Genomic DNA, 25084 nt, shown 5'->3' with positions numbered 1-25084 from the left:
GCTGGTCCGGGAGGGGTCGACCGAACCGTTACCGAACGGTGTCGACAGTCCCCGTCCGGGGGTCGTTCAGTTGCCGTCCATCGGGGCGTCGGTGGGGTCGATGCCGTCGTTCGGGTCCGTCGTGGGCTCCTCGGTGGGCTCGGTCCAGGTGACCTGCGCCCCGGGCGACGAGTCGGAGACGACCGCCGTGCCGGACTGCGGCGACTTGCACGTCACCTTGTAGGACAGGGTCACCGTGCCGGACTGCGCGGCCGCGACGGTGACCGCCGTGCCGGAGGTCGAGCCCGAGCTGCTGCCGTTCGACGGGACCGTGCCGTTGTCGATCGTGTACGTGTAGCTCACGTCGGAGTACCCGGCGGGGCACTTGTCGTAGGACGGCCAGCTGAACGTGACGCGGCCGGAGTCGCTCACGGAGCCACCGGTCGCACGCTCGGGCGCCTCGGCGGTCAGCACGTCGCCGAACGCCTTGATCGTCACCGTCGTGCCCTGCTCGAGGCTGCCCTCGGGGCTGAGCGACTCGACGGTGCCGACCTGGTCGGAGGACGTCGCGTTCGACCCGGCGACGACCTCGGCCACGAGGCCCTGACCACGGAGCTGGTTCGCGACCTGCTCGGCGTTCTGGCCCGTGTAGTCGGCCGCCGACACGGTCACGCGGGTGTCGACCGGCGTCTGCGACGGCGTCTCGGACGGCGTCGTCGACGGACGCGGGGTCCTCGTCGCGGACTTCGACGGGGTCGGGTCCGGCTCGGACGCACCGTTCAGGGCGAAGGCTCCGACGACGCCGGCGATCGCGAGCACGACGACGATGCCGACGACCCACCAGATCCAGGCGCGCTTCTTCTTCGGTTCCTCCGGCTCGTCCGTCGCCGGGGACCGCGGTCCGACGGGTCCACCGGCGGCCGCACCGGACTGGGTGCCGAGCAGTGCCGTGGCGGCGTCGTTGCCCTGCCCCTGCGGCGGGTTGAACGCCACGGTGCCGCCCTGCGCGATGGCGGGGACGGCCACGGTGGCCGCCGCGACGTCACCACGACGGAGCGCCTGTGCAGCACGCGCCAGGTTGGCGGCGGTCGCGGGACGATCGGCGGGCTTCTTCGCGATGCACGAGATCACGAGCGCCGCGACGGGCTCGGGGATGTCCCCGGGCAGCGCCGGCGGCTGCTCGTTGATGTGCGCCATCGCGATGGCGACCTGCGACTCACCCGTGAAGGGACGGCGGCCCGCCAGGCACTCGTACGCGACGATGCCGAGCGAGTAGATGTCGGTCGACGGCGACGCCGGGTGTCCGCTCGCCTGTTCCGGCGAGAGGTACTGCACGGTGCCCATGACCTGGCCGGTCGCGGTGAGCGGGACCTGGTCGGCGATGCGTGCGATGCCGAAGTCGGTGATCTTGACGCGGCCGTCCGGCGTGATGAGCAGGTTGCCGGGCTTGATGTCGCGGTGCACGAGACCGACCGCGTGGGCGGCCTGCAGGGCATTCGCGGTCTGCGCGACGATGTCCAGGACCTTGTCGACCGGCAGCGTGTGCTCGCGCTCGATCATGGTCGAGAGCGCTTCGCCGGGGACGAGCTCCATCACGAGGTAGGCGCTGCCGTCCTCTTCGCCGTAGTCGAAGACGTTGGCGATGCCCTCGTGGTTGACGAGCGCAGCGTGGCGGGCCTCGGCGCGGAAGCGCTCGAGGAACCCGGGGTCGCCGAGGTACTCGTCCTTGAGGATCTTGAGTGCGACGGTTCGGCCGATGACGAGGTCGGTGGCCTGCCACACCTCTCCCATGCCGCCGATGGCGACCCGGGACGAGAGCTGGTACCGCCCACCGAAGGTGAGTCCGCTGGTGGGTCTCATTTGTTCAGCACCGCCTCCATGACTTTCTTCGCGACCGGGGCCGCGACTGTGTTGCCGACTCCCGACTGACCGAGCCCGCCGCCGTCTCCGACGACGACCGCCACGGCGACCTCCGGGTCCTTCGCGGGCGCGAACCCGGTGAACCAGAGGGTGTAGGGATCGCCTGTTCCGCCCTCGGCCGTGCCCGTCTTCCCTGCGACGTCGACACCGTCGATCTTGGCATTCGTTCCGGTCCCGGCGTTCACGACGCTCTGCATGGCCTCGGTGAGGTCAGCGGACTCGGAGGAGGACAGCGGATCACTGTACTGCCTCGGGGAGAAGGACTCGACCGTCTTCAGATCGCTCGTGGTGATCGAGTCGACGAGCGAGGGCTGCATGACCTTGCCGCCGTTCGCGATGCCGGCCGACACCATGGCCATCTGCAGCGGGGACACCCGGACGCTCGCCTGGCCGAACGCGCTCAGCATGAGCTGCGCCGTGGAGTCGACCTCGGGGTACTGGCTGGCGGTCGCGGACATCGGGACCTCGATGGCGTCACCGAAGCCGTACTTGTCGGCCATGCTCTTGATCGCGTCGTACCCGAGCTTCTGCCCGAGCTCGGCGAACGGGATGTTGCACGAGTACTGGATGGCCGTGCGGAGCTTGACCTTGTCGCCGCCGCCGCACGTGCCGCCCTCGGCGTTGTTGATGTACGAGCTCGTACCGGGGAGCTGCAGGCGCGAGGGGTTCGGGAACGTCGAGTCGAGGTTGTACTTCCCGCCCTCGAGCGCCGCTGATGCCACGACGAGCTTGAACACCGATCCCGGCGTGTACAGGTCGCCGCCGATCGCGCGGTTCTGCAGCGGGGACGACGAGGCTCCGAGCAGGGCGTCGTACTGCTCCTTGACCTTCGCGGTGTCGTGCGAGGTGAGCGTGTTCGGGTCGTAGCTCGGCTTCGACACCATGGCGAGGATCTTGCCGGTCTTCGGCTGGATCGCGACCACGGCGCCGCTGTTCGAGCCGAGGGCGTCGTACGCTGCCTGCTGCACGGCGGGGTCGATCGTCAGGTTGACGTTGTCGCCCTGGACGTCCTGGCCGGTGAGGATCGAGTTGAGGTTCTGGAAGAAGGAGGCGTCCGAGTTGCCGGACAGCACGGTGTTCTCCGCGCTCTCGATGCCGGTGTTGCCCTGACCGATGGTGAAGTACCCGGTGACGGCCGAGTACAGGTCGCCGTTCGTGTACTTGCGCTGGTACTCGTACTGGTCGTCCACAGGGGTCGACTCGGCGATCGGGCTGCCGTCGACGAGGATCGCACCGCGCTTGGTCGAGTAACTGTCCAAGATGGTTCGTGAGTTGCGGGAGTCGGCGCGGAGCGTGTCCGCCGAGAAGAACTGGATCGAGGTCGTCGACACGAAGAGTGCGACGAACATGAGCACGATGACGGTCGAGACACCGCGGAGCTGTCGGTTCATCGACGACGCTCCTTCCTGGTCGCGCGCGCAGACCGCCCGCTCGCGGCGGGGATCGCACCCTGCTGGACGCGCTGTTCGGCTGGGATGGAATCGGTGAGTCGCAGCAGCATCGCGGCGATGATCCAGTTGGCGATGAGCGAGGAACCACCCGCTGCCATGAAGGGCGTGGTCAGGCCCGTCACCGGGATGATCCGGGTGATGCCGCCGACGACGACGAAGACCTGCAGCGCGATGATGAAGCCGAAGCCCACACCGAGCAGCTTGCCGAAGTCGTCCTGGGCCATGAACGCCACGCGCAGGCCCCGCGACGCCAGGACGATGAAGAGCGCGAGGATCGCGAAGACACCGATCAGCCCGAGCTCCTCGCCGAGCGAGGCGATGATGTAGTCGGCGTTGGCCACCGGCGTGATGTAGGGGCGACCCTGCCCGAGGCCGGTGCCCGTGATCCCGCCGTTCGCGAAGCCGAACAGACCCTGCACGAGCTGGTAGCTCGCCTGGGTGTCGCGGCTGAAGACCTCTTGGTTGAAGGGGTCGAGCCACTGCTCGAACCGACCGTGCACGTACTCGAGGGCGCTCTGCGCGACCAGGGCACCGCCGACGAACAGTGCGAGGCCGATGATGACCCAGCTGATGCGCGCGGTCGCGACGTAGATCATCACGAGGAACAGGCCGAAGTACAGCAGCGCCGTGCCGAGGTCGCGCTGGAAGACGAGGACCGCCATCGCGGCGCCCCACATCACCAGGATCGGGCCGAGGTCGCGGGCCCGCGGGAACGTCATGCCGAGGAACTTCTTGCCGACGATCGACAGCGAGTCGCGTGCGGTGACGAGGTACCCGGCGAAGAACAGCGCCATGGTGATCTTCGCGAGCTCGCCGGGCTGGAACGAGAACGGGCCGATCTTGATCCAGACCCGCGCGCCACCGATGTTCGTGCCGATCCCGGGCAGCATCGGCAGGAGCAGCAGGACGATCGTCAGCGCCATGAAGATGTACCGGTACCGCTGCAGGAACCGGTGGTTGCGGACGGCGACGAGCGTGATGATCGCCAGGACCATCGCGAGCATCGTCCAGACGATCTGCTTCACGCCGATGGCGTCCCAGCCGGACAGGCCGTTGTGGACGTCGATGCGGTAGATCTCGGCGATGCCGACGCCGTTCAGCACCAGCGCGATCGGCAGGATGAACGGGTCGGCGTTCTTCGCGACGACCCGCAGCACCACGTGCATCACGAGCCCGAGGCCGAGGATGCCCCCGCCGACCCAGAGCACCGAGGTGTCGAAGAGTCGACCCTTCGTGCCGAGCTGCACGAGGACCATCGCGCCGGCGCAGATACCGCAGGCGATGACGAGGAGCACGAGCTCGAGGTTCCGAGCGCGTGCGGGTTCACGGAGCTTGATCGTGATCGCCTGGGTGAACGACTGGGCGGTGGCGTTGCTCATCGCGAGCCCCGGGTCGGGGACGGCGAGGGCGTCGACGACCGGGTCGGGGACGGCGAGGGCGAGGAGGTGGATCCGCCGTCGCCGCCGGTACCGGCTTGGTCCTGCCCGGTCTCGGCGGCCTTGCGGAGTCGGTCGACGATGTCGCGCGCGTCACCGAGCGACTGCGCGTTGATCGTCGAGCGGACGTTCTCGCGGGTGTAGTCCGGCAGCATCGACACGGTGATGTCGGTGTCCTCGTAGACGTCCGACAGCGCCAGTGGGCCGATCGACTGCTGGACGCCCTTGTAGATCGCGACGGTACCCCGGTCGGTGCCGACGTAGTAGTGGTCCTGCGTGATCCGCCAGCCGACGAACACCGCGCCGACGAGCACGGCGACGGCGACCACGAGCGCGACGGTCCACGACACCCGGCGTCGGATGCGGCGCCGGCGGTCCTCGGCGATGAGCTCCGCGAAGAACTGGTCGGACTCGGGTTCGAAGTGCGAGTCCTCGGGAGCGGTGGTGACCTTGAGCGGGTGCAGCAGGATCGTGGGGAGGCGGATCGGCTTGCGGCCGGTCGACGCTTCGAAGGTCAGGGGAGCGGCCGCGGACCCGACGGTGGTGGCCGCGTCGTCATCGTCGTCGACCTCGTCCGCGGTGACGTCCATGACGACGACGGTGACGTTGTCGGGGGCGCCGTGGTCGAGGGTCTCCTTGACGAGGCGCTGGGTGACCTGGTTGGCGTCCATGTTCGACGCCAGGGCGTGGCGGATGCGTTCCTCGGCCAGGTACGACGACAGGCCGTCGGAGCACAGCAGCCAGCGGTCGCCCGGCTGGATGTCCATGATCGCGGTGTCGACCTCCGGTGCGGCGTCGACGTCGCCGAGCACGCGCATGAGCACCGAGCGGCGGGGGTGGACCGCTGCTTCTTCCGGGGTGATCCGGCCGCTGTCGACCAGGCGCTGCACGAAGGTGTGGTCCGACGTGATCTGCTGCAGCTCGCCGTCGCGGTGCCGGTAGATGCGCGAGTCGCCGATGTGCGCGATCGCGATCTGCTCGCCGACCCGGATCATCGCGGACACCGTGGTGCCCATGCCGGTGAGTTCCTGGTGCTCGAACACCGTCTCGGTGATGAGCTGGTTCGCCGCGATCAACGCCGACTGCAACGCGAACTCGGCGTCGTGCGCTGACGGGAACTCGCGGTCGACCTCGCGGATGCGCCGGATCGCGATCGCCGAGGCGACGTCGCCGCCGGCGTGCCCGCCCATGCCGTCCGCGACCGCGAACAGGTGCGCCCCGGCGTAGCCGGAGTCCTGGTTGTTCGCGCGGATGCGGCCCACGTGGGACACAGCGGCGCTCAGCGTGCGAGCGGTCATGCCGGGTTACCGCCGCAGCTCGAACGTCGTCGTCCCGATCGTGATCGGCGTGCGCTCCGCGACGATCAGGGGAGCGCTCACCTTCTGACCGTTGACGAAGGTGCCGTTCGTGGACTCGAGGTCGGTGAGGAGCCAGCCGTCGGCGCGCAGGTCGAGCCGGGCGTGGTTGGTCGAGGTGTAGTCGTCGCGGATCACGACGTTGGACTCGCTGGAGCGACCGATCGTGATCGGTCCGCCGCCGAGGGGCATCTCCATGCCCTCGCGCGCGCCCTCGGTGATCACGAGGCGCACCGCAGCCGGCGAGGCGGACTGGGTCGCGGCGGTCGGTTGCCCGATCAGGTCGGTGAACGCGCCGCCCGAGGCCGCTGCCGGCGCCGCCGCTGCGGGGATCGTCGGGGTCGTCGGGCCGGAGGGTGCCGACTTGGAATCCGTGGGGATCGTGCGCACGCGCTGGCCGAAGAGATCACTGCGCAGGGCGAAGACGATCACGAAGACGAACAGCCAGAGCACCGCGAGGAACGCGAAGCGCAGGACGAGCAGGGTCAGGCCTGTGGTCATCGAGCACCTCCGTCGTTCTCCGGGATCACCCGGAACACCATACGGGTACGACCGATCTCGATGGTGGAGTCCGGCTCCACGATCGCCTGTTGGAAGTGCTGACCGTTCAGCTTCGAGCCGTTCGTCGAGCCCAGATCGGTGGCCTGGGCGTGCTTCCCGTCCCACAGGACCTCGACGTGCTTCCGGCTCGTCCCGGTGTCCGCGATCGTGATGTCCGCGTCGCTGCCGCGGCCGATCACGGTGCGTCCGCGCTGCAGGCGGTGGCGCTGCGAACCGATGTCGAGCACGGCGATCCAGGCGACGTCGCGCTGCACCGTGGTGGAGTCGATCTGCAGGATGCCCGTTGAGAGCGTGCCGTCCTGTTGCAGCCGGATGGTGACCGGTCCGGAGAACGAGTAGTTCTGTGCGACGGCGTGCTGGTGGGCCATCTGCGTGAGTTCGTCGATCAGTGGACGACCGACGTCGTTCATGCGCGTGAAGTCCGGTGGCGCCAGGCGCACGGTGAACTCGTTCGGCACCAGGATCCGCTCGCGGGACACCACGGCGGCCTTCGTGTCGAGCTCGCGGCGCAGGGCACTCGAGATCTCGACCGGCTGCACACCGGAGCGGAAGGTCTTCGCGAACGCGCCGTTCACGGCGCGCTCCAGCCCTCGCTCGAAGTTGTCCAGCAGGCCCATGTGTCTCCAGAGTCGTCGGTCGCCAACCACTGCATGGTAGTGGTTGGCGCAGGGGGCAGTCTGTGCGTGGTAGTGTTTTGGGGCTGGCGCGAGTGGCGGAATTGGTAGACGCGCACGGTTCAGGTCCGTGTGCTGGAAACGGCGTGGGGGTTCAAGTCCCCCCTCGCGCACCAGGCAAAACGAGGAAGGCCCCGGAGGAATCCGGGGCCTTTCCTCGTTCTCGGGGGCGTGCCGTCCGGATCGGTCGGCGGGGTGCGGATCAGGTCCGGTCGGCGTCCGTCGCGTGGTCGGGATCCGGCCTGGAGGCACGGCTCGGCGCCGACACGCCGGTTCCGGAGAACCCGTGGCCGGTTCTTCCCGCACCGCTCGGTGCGAAGAACGGGCGCGCGCTGGGCAGGAAGAAGAGGACCGCGGCGACGACCGACAGCGCGATCGTCAGGAGCCCGAGTTCGCCGCTCGTGAGGCTGAGGGCAGCGCGGGCCGCGGCGACGACGACCAGCACGATGCGTGCCACCCGCGACCCGCCGGCCATGCGGACGACGGCCCAGCCGACGAGCCCCCAGACGACGACCGCGACGAGCACCGTCAGGACCGTGCCGAAGCCGGTCGTCGCCGTCCCCGCGACGAACTGCAGGACGGTCGCCACCAGGCAGACGGCGACCCAGACGAGCCAGAGCACGAACGACACGGTGACCACCTGCGGTCGGTCCGGGCGGCGGGTGAACAGGGTGCTGGTCATGGCTGCACGGTACCGGGCGTGCAGGTCGTGCGGACGGCCGCGCCGCTAGCGTGACCGGGTGACCGATGATCGTGCAGCAGCCGCCCGCCCCGGTGTCGACGTCCCCGATGCCCGGGGGCGGACCGGACTCGACGCCGTCGGCCGTGACCTCGACCGCAACCCCGACGTCGTCGTGCGGGACGTCGAGGTCGTGTCGGACGGTTGGCACGTGCTCCGTCGCACGACGCTCGACGTCCGGCGCCGGGACGGCCGGTGGGACCGGCAGCAGCGTGAGACCTACGACCGCGGGAACGGCGCCACGGTGCTGCCGTACGACGCCGAGCGCCGGACGGTCCTGCTCACCCGGCAGTTCCGGTGGCCGGCGTACGTGAACGGCCACCCCGACGGCATGCTGATCGAGGCAGCGGCGGGGCTGCTCGACGAGGACGACCCCGAGACCGCCGTCCGACGCGAGGCCGCCGAGGAGCTCGGCATCCGGCTGCGCGAACTGTCGCACGTGGCCGACGTCTTCATGAGCCCCGGTTCAGTGACCGAGCGCGTCCACTTCTACGTCGGTGCCTACACGCCGGCGGACCGGGTCGAGGCCGGCGGTGGGCTCGAGGACGAGGGCGAGGACATCGAGGTGCTCGAGCTGCCGCTCGACGAGGCGCTGGCGATGGTCGAGGACGGCCGGATCGCCGACGGCAAGACGATCATGCTGCTGCAGTGGGTGGCACTGCGGCGGGTGTCACCCGGCCAGGGCTGACGCGTCCAGGCCGACGGCGCGCGCGATCGTCGTGCGGACCAGGCCCTCGCGGGTCGGGCGGTCGAGGTAGTCGACGAGCGCGTACCCGTTGGTGGCGTCGACGAGTGCGAAGAGCAGGCGTCCGACGCCGTCCGGATCGTCGGTGCGCATCGCGCCGGCGTGCACCCCGTCGGCGACGACCGTGGTCGCGAGGAGTTGCCAGTCGTCCATGACGTCCCGTGCCGCGGTCGCCAGTGCCGCGTTCGTGCGGCCGATGCTCCACGCGTCGGCCCAGAGGGTGGCGACGTCGTCGCGTGCGGGGTCGGCGATGCAGCCGAGCAGGGTGCGGAGGCCGGAGACGGGGTCGGGGGCGTCGGTGACGATCGCGCGGACCTCGGCGACCTCGGCGTCCGCGACGGTGCGGAAGGTCTCGCCGACCAGGTCCTCCATGCTCGGGCGGTAGTGGGCGACGAGCGAGGGCGCGACCCCGATCACCGCGGCGACCCCGCGCAGGGTGACCGCCGCGAGGCCCTCGGCGCGCGCCAGGTCGACCGCGGCGGCCGTGATCTGGGCCTCGCGTTCGGCCGGGCTGAGGCGCCGGCGGGCCGGTGTCGACGGCATCGTCCTACCGTATCCGCGCGTCACGCGCCCTCGACGACGAACGCCGCCCACAGGTCGGCCCGGGTCGCGAAGACGGAGAGGTCGCGGTCCAGGAGTCGGCCGGCGTGCTCGATTCGGGAGCGTGCGGTGTGGCGGTGGATGCCGAGCACCTGGGCGGCCCGGTCGTACTCGCAGTTCTGCTCGAGCCAGGCGCGGACGGTGCGGGTGAGCTCGGTGCCCGCCGACCGGTCGTGTTCGAGCAGGGGAGCGAGGAACGCGCGGGCGACGGCTCCCGCGTCCACGTCGACGTGGGCCAGGTGTGCGAGGACGCCCTCCCGGGCGAGGTCGCCGAACTCGGTGGTGCCCGGGCGTCCTTCGCGGCGGCGGTCGAGGGCCTGCACGGCCTCGGTGCGGGCGCGGCCGAACGAGCGGTAGGCGGCACCGTCCGACAGCCCGGCGCGCAGGTCGAAGCGCCCGACGAGCTCCTCGACGATCGCGGTGTCGTCGGCGCTCACGCACAGGAAGAGCGCGTCGTCGACGGCGAAGAAGAGCTGTCCGGGCCGGTCCTGCACCCACAGTTCGAGCAGGTCGACGACGGTGTCGAGGTCCTGGTCCGCGACGTCGACGGCCGCGATCCGGACCGGTTCGGCGGGCAGCGGCCCCCACACCTCGCGCGACGTCGACTGGACCACCTCCGGATCGCCGACCGAGAGCATGGTGAGGAGCCCGGTGCGCAGGAGCCCGCGTGCCCTGGCCAGCTCGCGGTTCTGCTGCAGTGCGAGGCCGGCGAGGGCGATCACGGAGGTCACCACCTCGCGTCCGGCGCGGTCGAGTGCTCCTCCGTTGGCGATCGCGAGCACGCCGCTCAGGTGGCCGCCGCTGCCGAGGGTCTGCAGCGTGAACCCGGTGTGGTGCTCGGTCGTCACCGGCAGGCTCGCCCGCTGTCCCGCACGCAACAGGCGCAGTGCCTCGGTCCGGAGCAGCTCGAGGTCCTGGTCGGGCACGCCGTCAGCCGGGTGCCCACGGTCCAGGCGCCCCGACACGTCGAAGAGTCCGACCCAGCCGTCGAGCTGGCCGGAGAGCTCGGCGATCGTGGCGCCGAGTCCGTCCGGGCGCATCGCCGCGAGCGAGATCGCCCGCTGCGCGGCGAGGGCCCAGGCGTTCCGGGCGTTCGCGTCACGGGCGACGGCCTCGGCGTTCGCCTGCGCCACCGCGATGAAGGAGGTCTCGTAGGGCACCTCGAACAAGGGGAGTCCGTCCTGCTCGCAGGCTGCGACGAGGGCGTCCGGGGTGCCGGCGCGGACGACCTCGGTGCCGAAGCCGAGCGCGACGACGCCACGCTCGACGAGCCGCCGGACGTAGGGGCCTGCGACGTCCTCCGGGACCTCGGCCTCGGTGCCGAACTGGGTGCCGGTCGTCAGCAGTCCCTGCCCGTCGGCCAGGAACCGCGTCGGGTCCTCGAGGTCGGAACTGTGCAGCCACGACAGCGGGGCGTCGAGTGCGCCCGAGTCGGCATCGGTGAGCAGGCGGAGGCGGAGGTCGGCTCGGTGCAACAGGGAACGCAGCGTCGCGGGCATGCGAGCACCTTATCCACCGGGGCGATCGAAGCGGGTGCCGGTGTACACGATGGACAGCCGTCCGGGCCGCCGCAGGCTCCTACGATCGCCGCATGTCCTCCACCGCAGCACCCTCGATCAGTGCGCCCACCGGCGGCCCCTCGCTGCCCCAGGAGCGACGGCTCGTCACGGCCGTCCCCGGCCCGCGGTCACGCGAGCTCATGGCGCGGAAGGCCGGTGCCGTGGCGGCCGGGGTCGGCGTCGCCGTGCCGATCGCCGTCGTCGCTGCCGGTGGTGGGGTCGTGGTGGACGCCGACGACAACTCGTTCGTCGACCTGGGCTCGGGCATCGCCGTGACGAGCGTCGGCAACGCGCACCCCGGTGTCGTCGCCGCGGTCACCGAGCAGGTCGCTGCCTTCACCCACACGTGCTTCACGATCGCCGCCTACGACGGCTACGTCGCCGTCGCCGAGGCGCTCAACCGCCTGACCCCCGGTGACCACGAGAAGCGGACGGCCCTGTTCAACTCCGGCGCCGAAGCCGTCGAGAACGCCGTGAAGATCGCGCGCAAGCACACCGGTCGACAGGCCGTCGTGGTGTTCGACCACGCGTACCACGGTCGGACGAACCTGACGATGGCGCTCACCGCGAAGAACCAGCCGTACAAGGACGGCTTCGGGCCGTTCGCGCCCGAGGTCTACCGGGTGCCGATGTCCTACCCCTTCCACGACGGACTCTCCGGTCCCGAGGCGGCGAAGCGCGCGATCAGTCAGATCGAGAAGCAGGTCGGCGCGGCGAACACCGCTGCGCTGCTCATCGAGCCGATCCAGGGTGAGGGCGGGTTCGTCGTCCCCGCACCGGGCTTCCTCGCCGCCCTGTCGGAGTGGACGACGACCAACGGCGTCGTCCTCATCGCCGACGAGGTGCAGACCGGCTTCGCGCGCACCGGGGCGATGTTCGCCAGCGAGCACGAGGGCATCGTGCCGGACGTCGTCACGACCGCGAAGGGCATGGCCGGCGGTCTGCCCCTGTCCGCCGTGACCGGTCGTGCCGAGATCATGGACTCCGCCCACGTCGGCGGGCTCGGCGGCACCTACGGCGGCAACCCGATCGCGTGCGCCGCCGCGCTCGCCGCGATCGACGCGTTCGAGCACGACGGGCTGATCGACCGCGCCCGCGAGATCGGGGACGTGCTGCTCGGACGGCTCCGGACGGCGCAGACGACCGACCCACGGATCGGTGACGTCCGCGGACGCGGCGCGATGGTCGCGATGGAACTCGTGGACCCCGCGACCGGCGAACCGGACGCCGCACTGACCGGGAAGGTGGTGCGGCACGCGTTCGAGCACGGTGTCATCGCGCTGACCGCCGGCACGTACGGCAACGTCGTCCGGTTCCTGCCCCCACTGTCGATCGACGACGCCCTGCTTCACGAGGGACTCGACGTCGTCCTGGAAGGACTCGCAACAGCATGACCACCGTCACCACCACCGCCCCCGCGGCCGACCGCACCGACGCCGAACGCGAGCTGCTCGCGCGCGTCCCCACGGGCCTCCTGGTCGACGGCGTCTGGCAGCCGGCGGCCGACGGCCGGACCTTCGCCGTCGTCGACCCCGCCACCGGCGAGACGCTGCTCGACATCGCCGACGCAACCCCCGAAGACGGTGTCCGAGCCCTCGACGCCGCGGAAGCAGCCAAGAGGGGCTGGGCGACCACGCCGCCGCGACAGCGCGCCGAGCTGTTGCGGCGCGCGTTCGACCTGCTCCAGGAACGCCGGGAGGACTTCGCGCTGCTCATGACGCTCGAGATGGGCAAGCCGCTCGCCGAGGCCCGCGGCGAGGTCGCCTACGGCGGCGAGTTCCTGCGCTGGTTCTCGGAGGAGGCCGTCCGGATCGGCGGCTCGTACGGGGTCAACCCGGAGGGCACCGGCCGCGCCACCGTCTCGCACAAGCCCGTCGGTCCCGCGTTCCTGATCACGCCGTGGAACTTCCCACTGGCGATGGCGACGCGGAAGATCGCACCGGCGCTCGCCGCCGGCTGCACGGTCGTCGTGAAGCCGGCCGAACTGACGCCGCTCACGACCCTGCTCTTCGTCGACCTGCTGCGCGAGGTCGGACTGCCCGCCGGCGTGGTCAACGTGGTGCCGACCACCCGCGCCGCCGACGTCTCCGGGCCGGTGATCGCCGACCCCAGGCTCCGGAAGCTGTCCTTCACGGGCTCGACGCCGGTCGGACGCACGCTGCTCGCCCAGGCGGCGCAGAACGTGCTCCGGACGAGCATGGAGCTCGGCGGCAACGCCCCGTTCCTGGTGTTCGCCGACGCCGACCTCGACCTGGCCGTGGAGGGCGCGCTCGCCGCCAAGTTCCGCAACACCGGGCAGGCCTGCACCGCCGCGAACCGGTTCCTGGTGCACGAGGACGTCGTCGACGAGTTCGCCCGCCGGGTCACCGCACGCGTCGAGGCCATGCGGGTCGGACGCGGCACCGAGGACGGTGTCGCCATCGGACCGCTCATCGACGACCGCGCCGTCGACAAGGCGCACCGCCTGGTGACCGACGCGCTCGACCGCGGGGCGACGCTCCGCACCGGCGGTCACCCGGTCGACGGCCCCGGCACCTTCTACGCGCCCACGGTCCTGACCGACGTGCAGCCCGGCAGCGACCTGCTCCGCGACGAGATCTTCGGTCCCCTCCTGGCGATCCGGACCTTCCGCACCGAGGACGAGGCCGTGGCCGCCGCCAACGACACCGAGTACGGTCTGGTCGGCTACGCGTTCACCGAGGACCCGGCTCGCGGCCAGCGCCTCATGGAGCGCCTCGAGACCGGCATGCTCGGACTCAACACCGGTGTCGTCTCGAACGCGTCGGCCCCGTTCGGCGGGGTGAAGCAGTCCGGACTCGGTCGCGAGGGCGGCGGCGAGGGCATCGCCGAGTACCTCGAGACCATGTACACGCTGACCCCGGACCCGTTCCGGAGCACCACCACCGAAGGAGCAGCACGATGATCGAGAGCGACGTCGTCGTCATCGGAGCCGGTGTCACCGGCCTGACCGCCGCGAACCGCCTGCGCGCGGCGGGGCTCACCGTCACGGTGCTCGAGGCACGCGACCGCGTGGGCGGGAGAACCTGGACCAACGACATCGACGGCGTCACGCTCGAGATCGGCGGCCAGTGGGTCTCGCCCGACCAGACCGCGCTGCTCGAGACCCTCGACGAACTCGGACTCGACACCTACGACCGGTACCGCGAGGGCTCCAGTGTCTACGTCGACGCCGCGGGCACCCGCACCGAGTACACCGGCGACATCTTCCCGCTGCCCGAGGCGACGGCGAACGAGATCGAGCGGCTCGTCGAGGTCGTCGACGAGTACGTCGCGGCGGTCGATCCCGCACGACCCTGGGAGACCCCGGACGCCGCGGCACTGGACGAGACCTCGTTCCGGGCCTGGCTGCACACGCTCAGCCCGGACCGCGTCGCCACCGACAACGTCGAGCTGTTCATCGCCGGCGCCATGCTCACCAAGCCCGCGCACGCGTTCTCGGCACTGCAGGCCCTGCTGATGGCCGCCTCCGCCGGCAGCTTCGCGAACCTGGTCGACGCCGACTTCATCCTGGACAAGCGGGTCGTCGGCGGGATGCAGCAGGTGTCGGAGCGGCTCGCCGAGCGCCTCGGTGAGGCCGTGCACCTGAACGCGCCGGTGCGCACCCTGCGCTGGACCGACGAGGGGGTCGTCGCGCTCGCCGACGGCGGCCTCGAGGTGCACGCCCGGCAGGCGCTCGTCGCCGTGCCGCCGCCCCTGTACTCGCGGATCTCGTACGAGCCGCCGCTGCCCCGTCGCCAGCACCAGCTGCACCAGCACCTGTCGATGGGCTTCGTCATCAAGGTGCACGCCGTCTACGACCGGCCGTTCTGGCGCGGCGCCGGGCTCTCCGGCACCGCGTTCAGCCCCTACGAGGTCGTGCACGAGGCGTACGACAACACCGAGCACGGCTCCGAGCAGGGCACGCTCGTCGGGTTCGTCTCCGACCAACACGCCGACGACCTGTTCACGCTGTCGGCCGAGGAACGGAAGGCCCGGGTGCTCGGCTCGCTCGCGCACTACTACGGCGACGAGGCCCTGCGCCCGGTCGTGTACTACGAGAGCGACTGGGGCACCGAGGAGTGGACCCGTGGCGCCTACGCGGCGAGCTTCGACCTGGGCGGGCTCGTCCGCTACGGCGCCGACCAGCGTGCTGCCGTCGGTCCGATCCGGTTCGCGTCGAGCGACCTGGCCGGGCAGGGGTACCAGCACGTCGACGGCGCGGTGCGGATCGGGCGCGAGGTCGCCGACGAGATCCTCGCCGTGACCCCGGTCAGCGCCGGCGCGGGCGCTGCCGGCACGTCCGTCTGAACGGGCGCAGCGACGGCCGCGCGTAGCGTCCGGTCCATGAGCGACACGACGGCGAACGGGTCCAGCGACCCCACCAAGGACCAGGAGCAGTACACCGAGGACCTGCCGGACGGGTCGCCCACGGGCGACGCGACGAAGGACCCCGCGCAGGACAGCGACACGGACTCCGGCGGCGAGCCCGCCGACCCCCAGCAGTAGCGGCGACCGACGAGCAGACGGGAGGCCCGTGGCGAGACCGCCACGGGCCTCCCGTCCGTCGTGGAGCCGAGTCGAGAGCGTCCGTCAGCCGATGCGGATCAGCTTCTTGTTGACGAACTCGTCGGCCCCCAGGGGGCCGAGTTCGCGGCCGAACCCGCTCGCCTTGACGCCGCCGAACGGCAGTTCCGGGCTGTCCGCGCCGACGATGTTGACGTAGACCATGCCGGCCTCGAGCCGGTCCGCGACGCGGAGTGCCTGGTCGGCGTCCGTGGTGAACAGGTACGAGCCGAGCCCGTACGGGGTGTCGTTGGCGAGTGCCACGGCGGCGTCCTCGTCGTCGACCCGGTACACGGCGGCGACGGGGCCGAAGAACTCCTCGCGGTAGGCGTCGTTGTCCGGCGTGACGTCGGTCAGGATCGTCGGCACGAAGGCATTGCCCTGGCGGTCGCCACCCGTGACGACCGTGGCACCCTGCTCGACGGCCGCGGCGAGCTGCTCCTGCAGCCGGTCGGCGGCGGCCGGCGAGGACAGCGGGCCGAGCTCGGCACCGGGCGTGCTCGGATCCGTCGGCGCGACCGCAGACATCGCGGCGGTGAACTTCGCCAGGAAGTCGTCGTACAGGTCGTCCACCACCAGGAAGCGCTTCGGGGCGTTGCAGACCTGTCCGTTGCCCTCGAGGCGGGTGGTGACGGCCGACTCGACGACGGCGTCGAGGTCGTCGGTGGACAGCACGATGAAGGGGTCCGATCCACCGAGTTCGAGCACGACCTTCGTGAGGTTCCGGCCCGCGATCTCGGCGACGGCGGCGCCGGCGCGGGCGGAACCGGTCAGCGAGACGCCCTGCACGCGCGGGTCGGCGATGACGTCGGCGGCCTGGTCGTTCGTCGCGAAGACGTTCGTGTAGGCGCCCTCGGGGAACCCGGCATCGTGGAAGACGCGCTCGATCGCCAGCGCCGACTCGGGGCACTGGGGCGCGTGCTTGAGCAGCACCGTGTTGCCGATGAGCAGGTTCGGACCGGCGAACCGGGCGATCTGGTACGCCGGGAAGTTCCACGGCATGATGCCGAGCAGCACGCCGATCGAGGACTTCCGGATGAAGGCGCTGCCCTCGGAACCGTCCGCCAGGGTGATCGGCTGGTCGGCGAGGAACTCCTCGGCGTGGTCGGCGTAGTAGTCGTAGATGTCGGCGCAGAAGTCGACCTCGCCCTCGGCCTGGTCGATCGGCTTCGCCATCTCGCGCACGATCGTCGCGGCGAGGTCGGCGTGCCGCTCGCGGTACAGGTCGGCGACGCGGTGGAGCAGCGCGGCGCGGTCGGCGACGGTGCTGGTGCGCTCGCGGTGGGCGCGGTCCGCGACAGCGATCGCCGCCCGGAGCTCGTCGTCGCTGATGGTCGGGAAGGTCTCGAGGGTCGTGCCCGTGGTGGGGTCGGTGACGGCGTACATGGCGTCCTCTCGTGGTGCGGTCAGGCCTGGTCGGTCAGCTGCTTGTTCACACCCGTGACGGGCTGGTTCTCGTCGAAGCCCTTCGGTGCGACCCGGAAGCCCTTCGTGATGACGAGCAGGTAGGCGAAGCCGATCGCCGCCCACACTCCTCCTGCGATCAGTGCGTCGGCGTGGAGCTGCGACCAGAGCACGCCGGTCAGGACCATCGCGAGGCCCGGCAGCACGATGTACTTCCAGCGGTCGCCCGCCGTGTGACGACGGCCCTGCCGCACGGCGAAGTGCACGATCACCGTGGCGTTGACGAACGTGAACGCGACGAGGGCGCCGAAGTTGATGTAGGCGGCGACCGTGTCGAGCGAGAAGCTCATCGCGAGCAGGGTGACCGCGCCGACGAAGACGACGTTGAAGACCGGGGTGTGCGTGCGCGGGTGCACGTAACCGAAGACGCGCTTCGGCAGGACGTTGTTCCGACCCATCACCATGAGCATCCGGGCGACGCTCGCGTGCGACGCGAGCCCGGACGCCAGCGCGGCGACGAACCCGGCCGAGACGAGCACCGCCTGGAACACCGGACCGCCCACGAGCAGGCCGATCTGCGGCAGCGGGTCGTCGGTGAACTCGCCGAACGGGGCGTTCGTCGGGAACCGCAGCTGCGCGAAGTACGCGGACACCAGGAAGATCGCGCCGCCGAGCAGCACCGTCAGCATGATCGCCTTCGGCATGATCCGGATCGACTTGGCCTCTTCGGTGTACATCGTCACCGCGTCGAAGCCGATGAACGAGAAGCAGACCACCGTCGCGCCGGTGAGCAGCGCCGACATCGTCACACCGTCGTGCACGAACGGTTCGGCGCTGACGATCGTGCCGGCACCCGCGCCGTGCGTGAGCTCGATCACGGTGAAGACCACGAACGCGATCATTGCCAGGATCGCGCCGACGAGCAGCACCATGTTGAGGTTCGACGTGCCACGCATCGACAGGCAGATCACCGTCGTCACGAACACCGTGTAGACGACGACCGTCACCCACGGGGGCAGCGCCGGGAACACCTGCTCCAGGTAGAGCCGGATGATGAGGGCGTTCACCATCGGCAGCAGCAGGTAGTCGAGCAGGGACGCCCACCCGACCATGAAGCCGAGGTTCGGGTGCATCGACTCCCGCACGTACGTGTACGCGGAGCCGGCGGCCGGGTAGACGCGGACCATCTTGCCGTAGCTGATCGCCGTCAGCGCCATGATGACCAGCGCGATCAGGTACGCGCTCGGCACGGCGCCGTCGGTCTGCCCGGAGACGATGCCGAAGGTGTCGAACACCACCGTCGGGGTCATGTAGCCGAGGCCCAGGCCGACGATCGCCCAGAGCCCGAGGCTCCGCTTCAGGGAGCCGCCGCGCGCAGGTGGTGCCGAGGCCGTCGGTGCGGGGACCGCGGTCGGTGATGCCATGTGACTTCCCTGCTCTTCGGGGCCGGGCAGCGTCGCCCGGGCCGGTTCGGAGCACCATACCGACGCTCCGGCGCCGTGCGGACCGGCCGCGGTGTACAGGCATCGGGCAGTCGCTGTACACCGCGGCGATGGCTCAGACCGCCGGCTGTTGCTGCGTGATGCAGTGCAGCCCGCCGCCGCGCGCGAAGACCTCGCGGGCGTCGACCGAACGCACCTGACGGCCCGGGTACACGTCGGCGAGGATGCCGCGGGCGCGGTCGTCGGCAACGGGGTCGCCGAACGCGCAGGCGATCACGGCGCCGTTCACCACCACGTGGTTGACGTAGTTCCAGTCGACCGGGCCGTCGTCGTCCGTCAGGGTCGACGGGGCCGGTAGTTCGACGATCGTCGCGTCCGTGGCCTGCTCGAGTGCCCGACGGATCTGCGGCATCACCAGGTGGTCCGGGTGGCCGGCGTCGGGCTGCGCGTGCAGCAGGAGGGTGCGGGACGGCGTGGTGGTGTTGGTGGCGTTGGTGCCGCTGGTGCCGCTCGGGGCGCCCGCGAACGTCGCGACCATGTCGACGTGGCCCCGGGTGCCGAACCCGTCGTAGTCACGTGTCAGGCCGCGGGGCAGCCAGACCACGTCCGTCGCGCCGATCGTCCGGGCCAGCTCGAGTTCGACGCGCTCGCGGTCGGCGTACGGGTTCCGTCGCGGATCGAGCTGCACGGTCTCCGTCACCAGGACGGTGCCCGAGCCGTCGACGTGGATCGCCCCGCCCTCGTTCACGAGCAGCGACGGGATCCGCTCGGCACCGGCGGCGGCCGCGACCGTGGCAGCGACCTCGGCGTCGCGGGTCCACGTCGACCACGGGTTCGCGCCCCAGCCGTTGAAGACCCAGTCGACTGCGCCGAGCTCGCCGGTCACGTCGTCGACGACGAACGTCGGCCCGATGTCGCGCATCCAGAAGTCGTCCAGGGGCGCTTCGAGCACGTCGACCTGCTCCGACAGCAGCCGGCGGGCGTCGCTGCGCGCCACCGGGTCCACGACGATGGTGACGGGCTGGTGCTCGCTGATCGTGTTGGCGGTGGTCGCCCACGTCCGCCGCGCCGCCTCGGCGCTCGCCGCGTCGTCACCGAGCGTCAGGCCGGGGCGCGGGAACGCCATCCAGGTGCGTTCCTGCGGAGCCGTCTCGGGAGGCATCACCCACGTCATGCGCGTGCCTCCGGTCCGGCGTCGGTCGCCGCCACCCCGATGGCCGCGTCGATCGCGTCGCGTGCGCCGAACGCGTGGCGGTCCTCGTCGACCGGGGCGACGAGCTCCGCGTAGAGGTCCGGTCGACGGGTCACGTAGAAGGGGAACAGCCGGAGCCACTCCGTCCGGGCCTCGAGGTCGAGGTCCGCCACGAGCACCGCGTCGGCGTCACGCGGTGCCTCGGCGAGCACGCGGCCGAACGGGTCCGAGATGAACGACGACCCGTAGAAGGTGATGTCGCCCTCGTCGCCCCACCGGTTCGGCACGACCATGAACTGGCCCGCGGTGATGCCGTTCGCGACGATGACCTGCCGCCAGATCGGGGCGGTGTCGAAGTCCGGGAACGTCGGCTCGGAGCCGATCGCCGTCGGGTACACCAGGACCTCGCTGCCGGCGAGACCGTACGACCGCGCGACCTCGGGGAACCACTCGTCCCAGCAGGTCGGCAGGCCGAGGCGTACGCCGAGTCCGGCGGGCTCGTACACCGGGAAGGCATCGTCGTCCGTCCCCGGGCGGAAGTAGGTGTCCTCGTGGTAGCCGGCGCTGATCGGGATGTGGGTCTTCCGGGTCCGGCCGACCAGGGTGCCGTCGGGGGCGACGAGGACGGCGGTGTTGTAGCCACGGGGGTCGTCGGGCTGGTCGTCGTCGGCAGGCCGCTCGTACAAGGAGGCGTGGACGAACACCCCCTGCTCGATCGCCTGTGCGCGGGCGAAGGCTACCGTCGGGCCGTCCTCGAGCGATTCGGCGAGGTCCTTCGGGGTGCCGGTCGCCGGGGTGTCGCCGGGGTAGCGGCGCAGGGTGAGCTCGGGGAGGAACACGGCGGTCGCGCCGGTGGCGGCAGCGGTGGCGATGCCGTCGGCGAGCTGTGCGCGGTGGGCAGCGGGGTCCTCGAGCCAGTGCGTCTGCACGAGGGCGACGCGGGTCGTGCGGCGGGGGGCGCCGGTGTCCTGGTGCAGCGGAGACGGGTGCGGGGGAGCGATGACGACGTCCATCCCGCCATTGTTGATCGCATGGTCAACGAGCGCAAGGTCCAACGACGGAGCCCACCACTGCCAGCAGCAATGGTGGGCTCCGCTGTTACTCCAAGCTGGAGTCGGTCACTAGCGGATGCCGAGGATCTGCTTGATCTTCGAGACGATCCAGTCGATCGCCTGCCCGGCGTTGATCCAGTTGAGAACCCGCTGGATGTTGGCTTTCGCCCAGTTGACGGCGCGAGCTCCGTACTTGGCGAGGAGCTGGAGGATTCGTGCGAACACAGCCATTGCTGCGCCCCCTTCACATATTGATCGGCATTGAACGGCCCCCCGCGTGCACTCGGCAGTCCGGCCGCTTCGGCGCGGCGAGGACAACCTTGCAGCCCTGGTCGCCACCTGTCAAATGTAAAATTACAAAACAGGTGCGAGTGAAATGATGCCGTCTGGATCAGTTAATCTTCCGGCGAGAGGGGGCGCTGCGATGCTCATGTTCAGGGACAGGTTGAGTGCAATGGAGGCGTCTGTCGTCGAGGTCCGCGCATGGAGACCTTTCCAGCGATCCCGAGGCGGATCATGACGGAGACGTCGGCGGTTGTTCGCCGGCGGGGCCGGTGGGCGCGCGCTTGGCGGGCAGAATTCTGCCGTTTCGTGAGTCTGCGTGTGCAAGGCGTCCTACTCGCCGTAGCTTCGGCCGGCGCCATCGCCCTCGGCGTTGGCCGCTTGTTCGCCCTCGGACTCGGGGCTCCTGATGAACAGATCCTCAACGCCGTGGCTGCTGGCGGTGACATCAGCCCCTTCTTCGTCGGCCTCGGCGCTGCGTTGTTCGCATCTGCCGATCTGTCGTCCCGACAGTTCGCGCTCACGCTCCTCCAGGTCAAGGGCCGAGTACTGGTGTTCTGCGCGAAGATCAGCGTGCTCGTCTCGACCGCGGTCATCACCGGCGTCGGCGCGATGCTGCTGATCGCGCCGTTCGCCGTGCATCGCGGAGCAGGCGTTGACCGAGTCGCGATCGCCTACTGGCTCGCGGTGCCCGCGTTGCACGCCTTCTTCGCACTGCTGGGTGCTGCGATCGGGATGATCGTACGGTCCGTCGTCGGGACGGTGTTCGTGTACCTCGCGTTCATCTGGGCGCTTCCGCTCGTCGTCGCGATCGCGGGCATATGGGTACCGAGTATCAGCGGTCCACTCCTTCAGATCGCCCCGGTCACCCTGACGGCCGCAATGCTCGACCCAGCCACTCAGATCGGGGCCGCGGCGAGGTTCTGCCTGATGGACGGCGTTCTCCTGGCTGTCGGCTTCGTTTCGCTGCGCCGATGGAGGATCCGATGACCGCGATGACCGCGATGATCGAGCTGATCGGGATTCGTCAGCGCTTCGGGAGCCGTGACGTGCTGACGGGCGTCGACCTCGAACTCCGTCGAGGCGAAGTCCTCGGCCTCCTCGGCGCGAACGGTTCTGGGAAGAGCACACTGCTGCGGATCGTCACGGGGATCGACGCGCCGGCTGCGGGTCAGGTCTCGACGGAGCCCGGTCAGCGACGCTCGGATCTTCGGGTCGGCGCACTTCTCGACCCAGGGTGGCTGGACGTTCGACTCACCTGCCAGCAGCACCTGGCCATCGCGCTCATCAACGCGAACGGTCGTGCAGTTCGATCAGATGTCCGAACTCGGTTGGTCGAGGTCGGCCTCGGCGATGCCGCGCGTCGACGCGTGAAGCACCTCTCGCTCGGGATGCGTCAACGGCTCGCGCTCGCGCTCGCGCTCGTCGAATCACCTGATGCGCTCATTCTCGACGAGCCACTCAACGGGCTCGACCCTGACGGCGTCTTGTGGATGCGAAACCTCATCCGCGAGTTCACGAGCAACGGCGGGGCAGTCTTGCTCTCCTCTCACCTCATGGCTGAGATGGAACGGATTGCTACCCGAGTGCTGCTCCTGGCAGAGGGCTCGGTGTCCGAGCTGGAGCGAGACCGCACAGTGCTCGAGCGAACCGTCCGTGTCCATGCCGTGGCAGGGCAGCGCGAGCTGTGCGCGGCGCTCGAGGAGGTATCGGCGACGGTCCGCGAGGATGATGGCGGCATGCTGACGGTCGACGGACTCGACGCTGCCCAAGTGTTCTGTCTCGCCCGAGACGTCGGGGCGGTCCTGACGCACCTCGCAGTCGACGTCCAGAGTCTCGAGGAGCAGTACCGTGACGCGGTCACCGCGGTCCGATGATCCACGAGACGCGGTGATGGGTCGGGTCTCGATCGGAGCCGCAGCGCGCGCAGTGATCGTGGCCCGCGTCGAAGCGTGCGGCGGGGCTGTGCTGGTCGCATCGGCTGCTGTGCTCCTCTCTCTTCTTCTTCCTCCGGAGTGGACGCTCTACTGTCGCGTGGGCGCGGTGTTGGCCGGGTTGAGTGCGGCCATCGAGTCGGCGGTCATCGCACCGGCGGGCGTTCGTCAGTTCCGGGTCGAGCTGGCACCCACCGGACTCGTGATCCATCGCGGCGCGTTGTGGCGATCTGTGGAGCACGTTCCTTGGCCGAAGGTCGTGGTCATCCGTCAGCAGACTGGTCCGCTGCTGCACAGGCTCGGGTTGGCAAGGTGTGTCATCTTCACACCGGCGAAGGAGGTCACGCTTCTTCCGATGTCGCCACAGGACGTCCATGTCATCATCGCAGCGAGTCTGGCCAGAAGTGCCTGATCGGCAGAGGCTCCGGCGCCCGCACGCTCGGCTGTTGATCGTCCGTGGCCTCGCCGCCATTCGCTCCGGCTGGATCGTTCTCGGTTTCCTCGTGACGATCTTCGCCCTCGCGCCGGACGGCTGGCGCATGCCCGTTCTCATCCTCGGTGCCTACTACTCCTACACCAGGTTGGTCGTCGTCTTCCACGACTGGATCTCACTTCGTTACGCAGCGGATGTCTCTGGCGTCAGGATCAGCGAGGGTGTCGTCGGACGACAGGACAAGCTGCTTCCCTGGCGATCTGTTTCGTCCGTGTCGCAGAGTCAGTCGCTGGCGCAACGTCTCCTTCGCGTCTCGGACGTGCGGATCTCGGTCAATGCTTCCGATGGTGCCGGAGAGGTAATCCCCAGCATCAGCGAGCGTGAAGCGGCGAGGATACAACGCCTTCACCATCGGGCGTCGCGGTCGGCGCCAGGAGCATCGCCGGTCCGGCGCAAACCTCAGCCGGATCAGCCGCATCGCGGGGCCGAAGCCCAGTCGGTGATCTCACCCGTCCTGCGGGGGTGGGACTTCGTCCTCATCGGTGTGGCATCGGGGGCGTTCCTGTGGTTCATCCCGAGTCTCTACTCGCTGGTCGCCGAATTGGCATCGTTCCTCGGGTCGGCACGAGGAATCCTTCCGACGTTCAACGACCTTCGAGGGATCGGGGGGTGGTGGCTCGCCGTCATCCTGACCGCTTCTGCTGTGTGCAGCATTGCGTACGGATCGCTCTTCGCGTGGCTGAAGTACCGTCGTTTCGTCGTAGCGCTCGGGAGCTCGGGGGAGCTCGTCTTCCAAGCTGGCTTGGCGCAACGAGAGCATCGGGTGGTCGCCGCCAGCGCGGTGTCGGCCTACGCACTCCGCCGTCCTCTCCTCCTCATCCCGCTGCGCCGCGCGTCGCTCCGCGCGATGATCCGTGGTGACGGCGGTCAGATAACAGAGGGCAGGCTGCTCCCGTTGACGAGTGTTTCGAACGGACTGCACATGCTCCACGCCCTCACCGACGTGGATCCCGCCGGGTTTTCGTCCCTGGGACGCCCACAACATGGCTGGTTGATGGCGGGAGGCAGCGCTGGAGTCCTCGCCGGGTTGACCGTCGTGTCCTGGGTCGCGGTCGGCCTCGGACCAGCCCTCGCACTGACAGCGGCGTACCTGCTGATCTGGCGTTATGCGGATTCTCGGTTCGGAAGGATCGACGTCGCCACGAATCAGCGCGGCGTGCGATGGCTCGTAGCGCGTCGAGGGGTCGCGTTCCGATCCGTGTGGCTGATCCCCGAGGAAGCCATTGACTTCTCCCGTTGGAGTGGGGTGTTCCGTCACGCGGGAGTCCAAGTCTTCAACGTTCGAGGCCGTCATGTCGCGCGCCTCACGGTGTGGCCGGTCGACCTTCGCACAAGCCTTCGGTTGCGCCGAACGATCGGTTCTCCGCGGTCATCCACCACAGAAAGGCCAGGAACATGATCGATTTCTTCATCGCGGCAGCGGTCGCGGCATTCTTCGGGATGGCTTGGTTGGCAGGAAAGTACCTGCCGAGATTTGTCGGCCTGTGTTTCCCGCTGCTCGCGATCGTGATGGTCGGTACCGTTGCAGCCAACGCCGGATTGACGTCGGTTCGGGACTGGTTGCTGGGTGGCGTGGTCGTGTGCGTGACGGGTGTCGTCGTTCTCGCTGGCCGGGGGACGCGCCGGGAGCGAGCCCCGCGCCGATCATCAATCGATTGAAGGAGCTCGGTTGACTGCGTGCCGCTGAAGTCATAGCGTCGAGG

The 25084-nt window shown here is 69.8% G+C and carries 24 protein-coding genes and 1 tRNA gene; 11 read left to right on the top strand and 14 right to left on the bottom strand.

Annotated features, from left to right (window positions below):
- Positions 1 to 66: 66 nt before the first annotated feature.
- From EDF63_RS03575 to EDF63_RS03550, 6 genes are read right to left on the bottom strand one after another with little or no spacing between them, the layout of a single operon-like run.
- Positions 67 to 1839 (bottom strand): serine/threonine-protein kinase, encoded by a 1773-nt coding sequence (locus EDF63_RS03575; protein ID WP_123311268.1) that lies wholly within the window; start codon positions 1837 to 1839, stop codon positions 67 to 69.
- Positions 1836 to 3290, bottom strand: coding sequence for a penicillin-binding protein 2 (locus EDF63_RS03570; RefSeq protein WP_123311266.1), 1455 nt, complete (start codon positions 3288 to 3290; stop codon positions 1836 to 1838). Before EDF63_RS03570 ends, EDF63_RS03575 begins: the two co-directional genes overlap by 4 nt.
- A complete protein-coding gene (locus EDF63_RS03565) occupies positions 3287 to 4729 on the bottom strand; it encodes an FtsW/RodA/SpoVE family cell cycle protein (protein ID WP_123311264.1) in 1443 nt (480 codons plus the stop codon). Before EDF63_RS03565 ends, EDF63_RS03570 begins: the two co-directional genes overlap by 4 nt.
- Complete coding sequence (locus EDF63_RS03560; RefSeq protein WP_123311262.1) at positions 4726 to 6084, bottom strand: Stp1/IreP family PP2C-type Ser/Thr phosphatase; 1359 nt, start codon at positions 6082 to 6084, stop codon at positions 4726 to 4728. Before EDF63_RS03560 ends, EDF63_RS03565 begins: the two co-directional genes overlap by 4 nt.
- 6 nt (positions 6085 to 6090) lie before the next feature.
- A complete protein-coding gene (locus EDF63_RS03555) occupies positions 6091 to 6642 on the bottom strand; it encodes an FHA domain-containing protein (protein ID WP_123311260.1) in 552 nt (183 codons plus the stop codon).
- The gene (locus EDF63_RS03550; RefSeq protein WP_123292929.1) at positions 6639 to 7319 is read right to left on the bottom strand and encodes a DUF3662 and FHA domain-containing protein; all 681 of its coding nucleotides are present in this window, start codon (positions 7317 to 7319) and stop codon (positions 6639 to 6641) included. The genes EDF63_RS03555 and EDF63_RS03550 overlap by 4 nt, the downstream gene beginning before the upstream one ends.
- 86 nt (positions 7320 to 7405) lie before the next feature.
- Between EDF63_RS03550 and EDF63_RS03545 the strand changes: the two genes are divergently transcribed.
- Positions 7406 to 7492: transfer RNA gene (locus EDF63_RS03545), tRNA-Leu, on the top strand.
- Positions 7493 to 7578: 86 nt separating this feature from the next.
- On the opposite strand, the gene EDF63_RS03540 is transcribed toward EDF63_RS03545, so the two are convergent.
- Positions 7579 to 8058 carry a hypothetical protein gene (locus EDF63_RS03540; protein ID WP_123311258.1) on the bottom strand — a complete coding sequence of 160 codons (480 nt, stop codon included), beginning with the start codon at positions 8056 to 8058 and terminating at the stop codon, positions 7579 to 7581.
- A 58-nt stretch (positions 8059 to 8116) separates the two neighbouring features.
- Between EDF63_RS03540 and EDF63_RS03535 the strand changes: the two genes are divergently transcribed.
- Positions 8117 to 8803 (top strand): NUDIX domain-containing protein, encoded by a 687-nt coding sequence (locus tag EDF63_RS03535; RefSeq protein WP_123311256.1) that lies wholly within the window; start codon positions 8117 to 8119, stop codon positions 8801 to 8803.
- Here EDF63_RS03535 and EDF63_RS03530 read toward each other — a convergent pair.
- Together EDF63_RS03530 and EDF63_RS03525 are read right to left on the bottom strand one after the other, a co-directional pair.
- A complete protein-coding gene (locus EDF63_RS03530; protein WP_123311254.1) occupies positions 8786 to 9403 on the bottom strand; it encodes a TetR/AcrR family transcriptional regulator in 618 nt (205 codons plus the stop codon). The genes EDF63_RS03535 and EDF63_RS03530 overlap by 18 nt on opposite strands.
- A 20-nt stretch (positions 9404 to 9423) precedes the next feature.
- Positions 9424 to 10959 (bottom strand): PucR family transcriptional regulator, encoded by a 1536-nt coding sequence (locus EDF63_RS03525; protein ID WP_123311252.1) that lies wholly within the window; start codon positions 10957 to 10959, stop codon positions 9424 to 9426.
- A 92-nt stretch (positions 10960 to 11051) separates the two neighbouring features.
- Here EDF63_RS03525 and gabT point away from each other — a divergent pair, with 92 nt between their 5' ends.
- Genes gabT through EDF63_RS18605 form a run of 4 tightly spaced genes read left to right on the top strand, consistent with a single transcriptional unit; the run spans position 11052 to position 15525 of the window.
- Positions 11052 to 12413: a 4-aminobutyrate--2-oxoglutarate transaminase gene (gabT, locus tag EDF63_RS03520; protein ID WP_123311250.1), complete on the top strand. Its 1362-nt coding sequence runs from the start codon at positions 11052 to 11054 to the stop codon at positions 12411 to 12413.
- Positions 12410 to 13942: an NAD-dependent succinate-semialdehyde dehydrogenase gene (locus EDF63_RS03515; RefSeq protein WP_123311248.1), complete on the top strand. Its 1533-nt coding sequence runs from the start codon at positions 12410 to 12412 to the stop codon at positions 13940 to 13942. The genes gabT and EDF63_RS03515 overlap by 4 nt, the downstream gene beginning before the upstream one ends.
- The gene (locus EDF63_RS03510) at positions 13939 to 15327 is read left to right on the top strand and encodes an NAD(P)/FAD-dependent oxidoreductase (protein WP_123311246.1); all 1389 of its coding nucleotides are present in this window, start codon (positions 13939 to 13941) and stop codon (positions 15325 to 15327) included. Before EDF63_RS03515 ends, EDF63_RS03510 begins: the two co-directional genes overlap by 4 nt.
- A 36-nt stretch (positions 15328 to 15363) precedes the next feature.
- Complete coding sequence (locus EDF63_RS18605) at positions 15364 to 15525, top strand: hypothetical protein (RefSeq protein WP_185021274.1); 162 nt, start codon at positions 15364 to 15366, stop codon at positions 15523 to 15525.
- A gap of 84 nt (positions 15526 to 15609) precedes the next feature.
- Here the strand turns inward: EDF63_RS18605 and EDF63_RS03505 are convergent, their stop codons facing one another.
- From EDF63_RS03505 to EDF63_RS03485, 5 genes are all read right to left on the bottom strand, one after another.
- Positions 15610 to 16968 carry an NAD-dependent succinate-semialdehyde dehydrogenase gene (locus EDF63_RS03505; protein WP_123311244.1) on the bottom strand — a complete coding sequence of 453 codons (1359 nt, stop codon included), beginning with the start codon at positions 16966 to 16968 and terminating at the stop codon, positions 15610 to 15612.
- A gap of 20 nt (positions 16969 to 16988) precedes the next feature.
- Positions 16989 to 18410, bottom strand: coding sequence for an APC family permease (locus tag EDF63_RS03500; RefSeq protein WP_123311242.1), 1422 nt, complete (start codon positions 18408 to 18410; stop codon positions 16989 to 16991).
- Between the two features lie 133 nt (positions 18411 to 18543).
- Entirely contained in the window at positions 18544 to 19602 is a 1059-nt protein-coding gene (locus EDF63_RS03495) for an agmatine/peptidylarginine deiminase (RefSeq protein WP_123311240.1), read from the bottom strand.
- Positions 19599 to 20633, bottom strand: a complete 1035-nt coding sequence (locus tag EDF63_RS03490; RefSeq protein ID WP_123311238.1) for a nitrilase-related carbon-nitrogen hydrolase — start codon at positions 20631 to 20633, stop codon at positions 19599 to 19601. Before EDF63_RS03490 ends, EDF63_RS03495 begins: the two co-directional genes overlap by 4 nt.
- 108 nt (positions 20634 to 20741) lie before the next feature.
- Positions 20742 to 20903 carry an aureocin A53 family class IId bacteriocin gene (locus tag EDF63_RS03485; protein ID WP_123311236.1) on the bottom strand — a complete coding sequence of 54 codons (162 nt, stop codon included), beginning with the start codon at positions 20901 to 20903 and terminating at the stop codon, positions 20742 to 20744.
- Between the two features lie 360 nt (positions 20904 to 21263).
- On the opposite strand from EDF63_RS03485, the gene EDF63_RS18600 reads away from it, so the two are divergent.
- The 5 genes from EDF63_RS18600 to EDF63_RS03460 are packed head-to-tail and all read left to right on the top strand — an operon-like array spanning position 21264 to position 25040.
- Complete coding sequence (locus tag EDF63_RS18600; protein WP_185021273.1) at positions 21264 to 21944, top strand: hypothetical protein; 681 nt, start codon at positions 21264 to 21266, stop codon at positions 21942 to 21944.
- Entirely contained in the window at positions 21941 to 22831 is an 891-nt protein-coding gene (locus tag EDF63_RS03475) for an ABC transporter ATP-binding protein (RefSeq protein ID WP_185021272.1), read from the top strand. The genes EDF63_RS18600 and EDF63_RS03475 overlap by 4 nt, the downstream gene beginning before the upstream one ends.
- Positions 22806 to 23300 carry a PH domain-containing protein gene (locus EDF63_RS03470; RefSeq protein ID WP_148061707.1) on the top strand — a complete coding sequence of 165 codons (495 nt, stop codon included), beginning with the start codon at positions 22806 to 22808 and terminating at the stop codon, positions 23298 to 23300. The genes EDF63_RS03475 and EDF63_RS03470 overlap by 26 nt, the downstream gene beginning before the upstream one ends.
- A 34-nt stretch (positions 23301 to 23334) precedes the next feature.
- Positions 23335 to 24780, top strand: coding sequence for a PH domain-containing protein (locus tag EDF63_RS03465; protein WP_185021271.1), 1446 nt, complete (start codon positions 23335 to 23337; stop codon positions 24778 to 24780).
- Positions 24777 to 25040: a hypothetical protein gene (locus EDF63_RS03460; RefSeq protein ID WP_123311226.1), complete on the top strand. Its 264-nt coding sequence runs from the start codon at positions 24777 to 24779 to the stop codon at positions 25038 to 25040. The genes EDF63_RS03465 and EDF63_RS03460 overlap by 4 nt, the downstream gene beginning before the upstream one ends.
- Positions 25041 to 25084 lie beyond the last annotated feature (44 nt).

It is taken from the genome of Curtobacterium sp. JUb34 (assembly GCF_003755065.1).
Taxonomy (GTDB): domain Bacteria; phylum Actinomycetota; class Actinomycetes; order Actinomycetales; family Microbacteriaceae; genus Curtobacterium.
The sequence above is the reverse complement of the archived record's forward strand: the minus strand, read 5'-3'. Positions and strand labels throughout refer to the sequence as shown.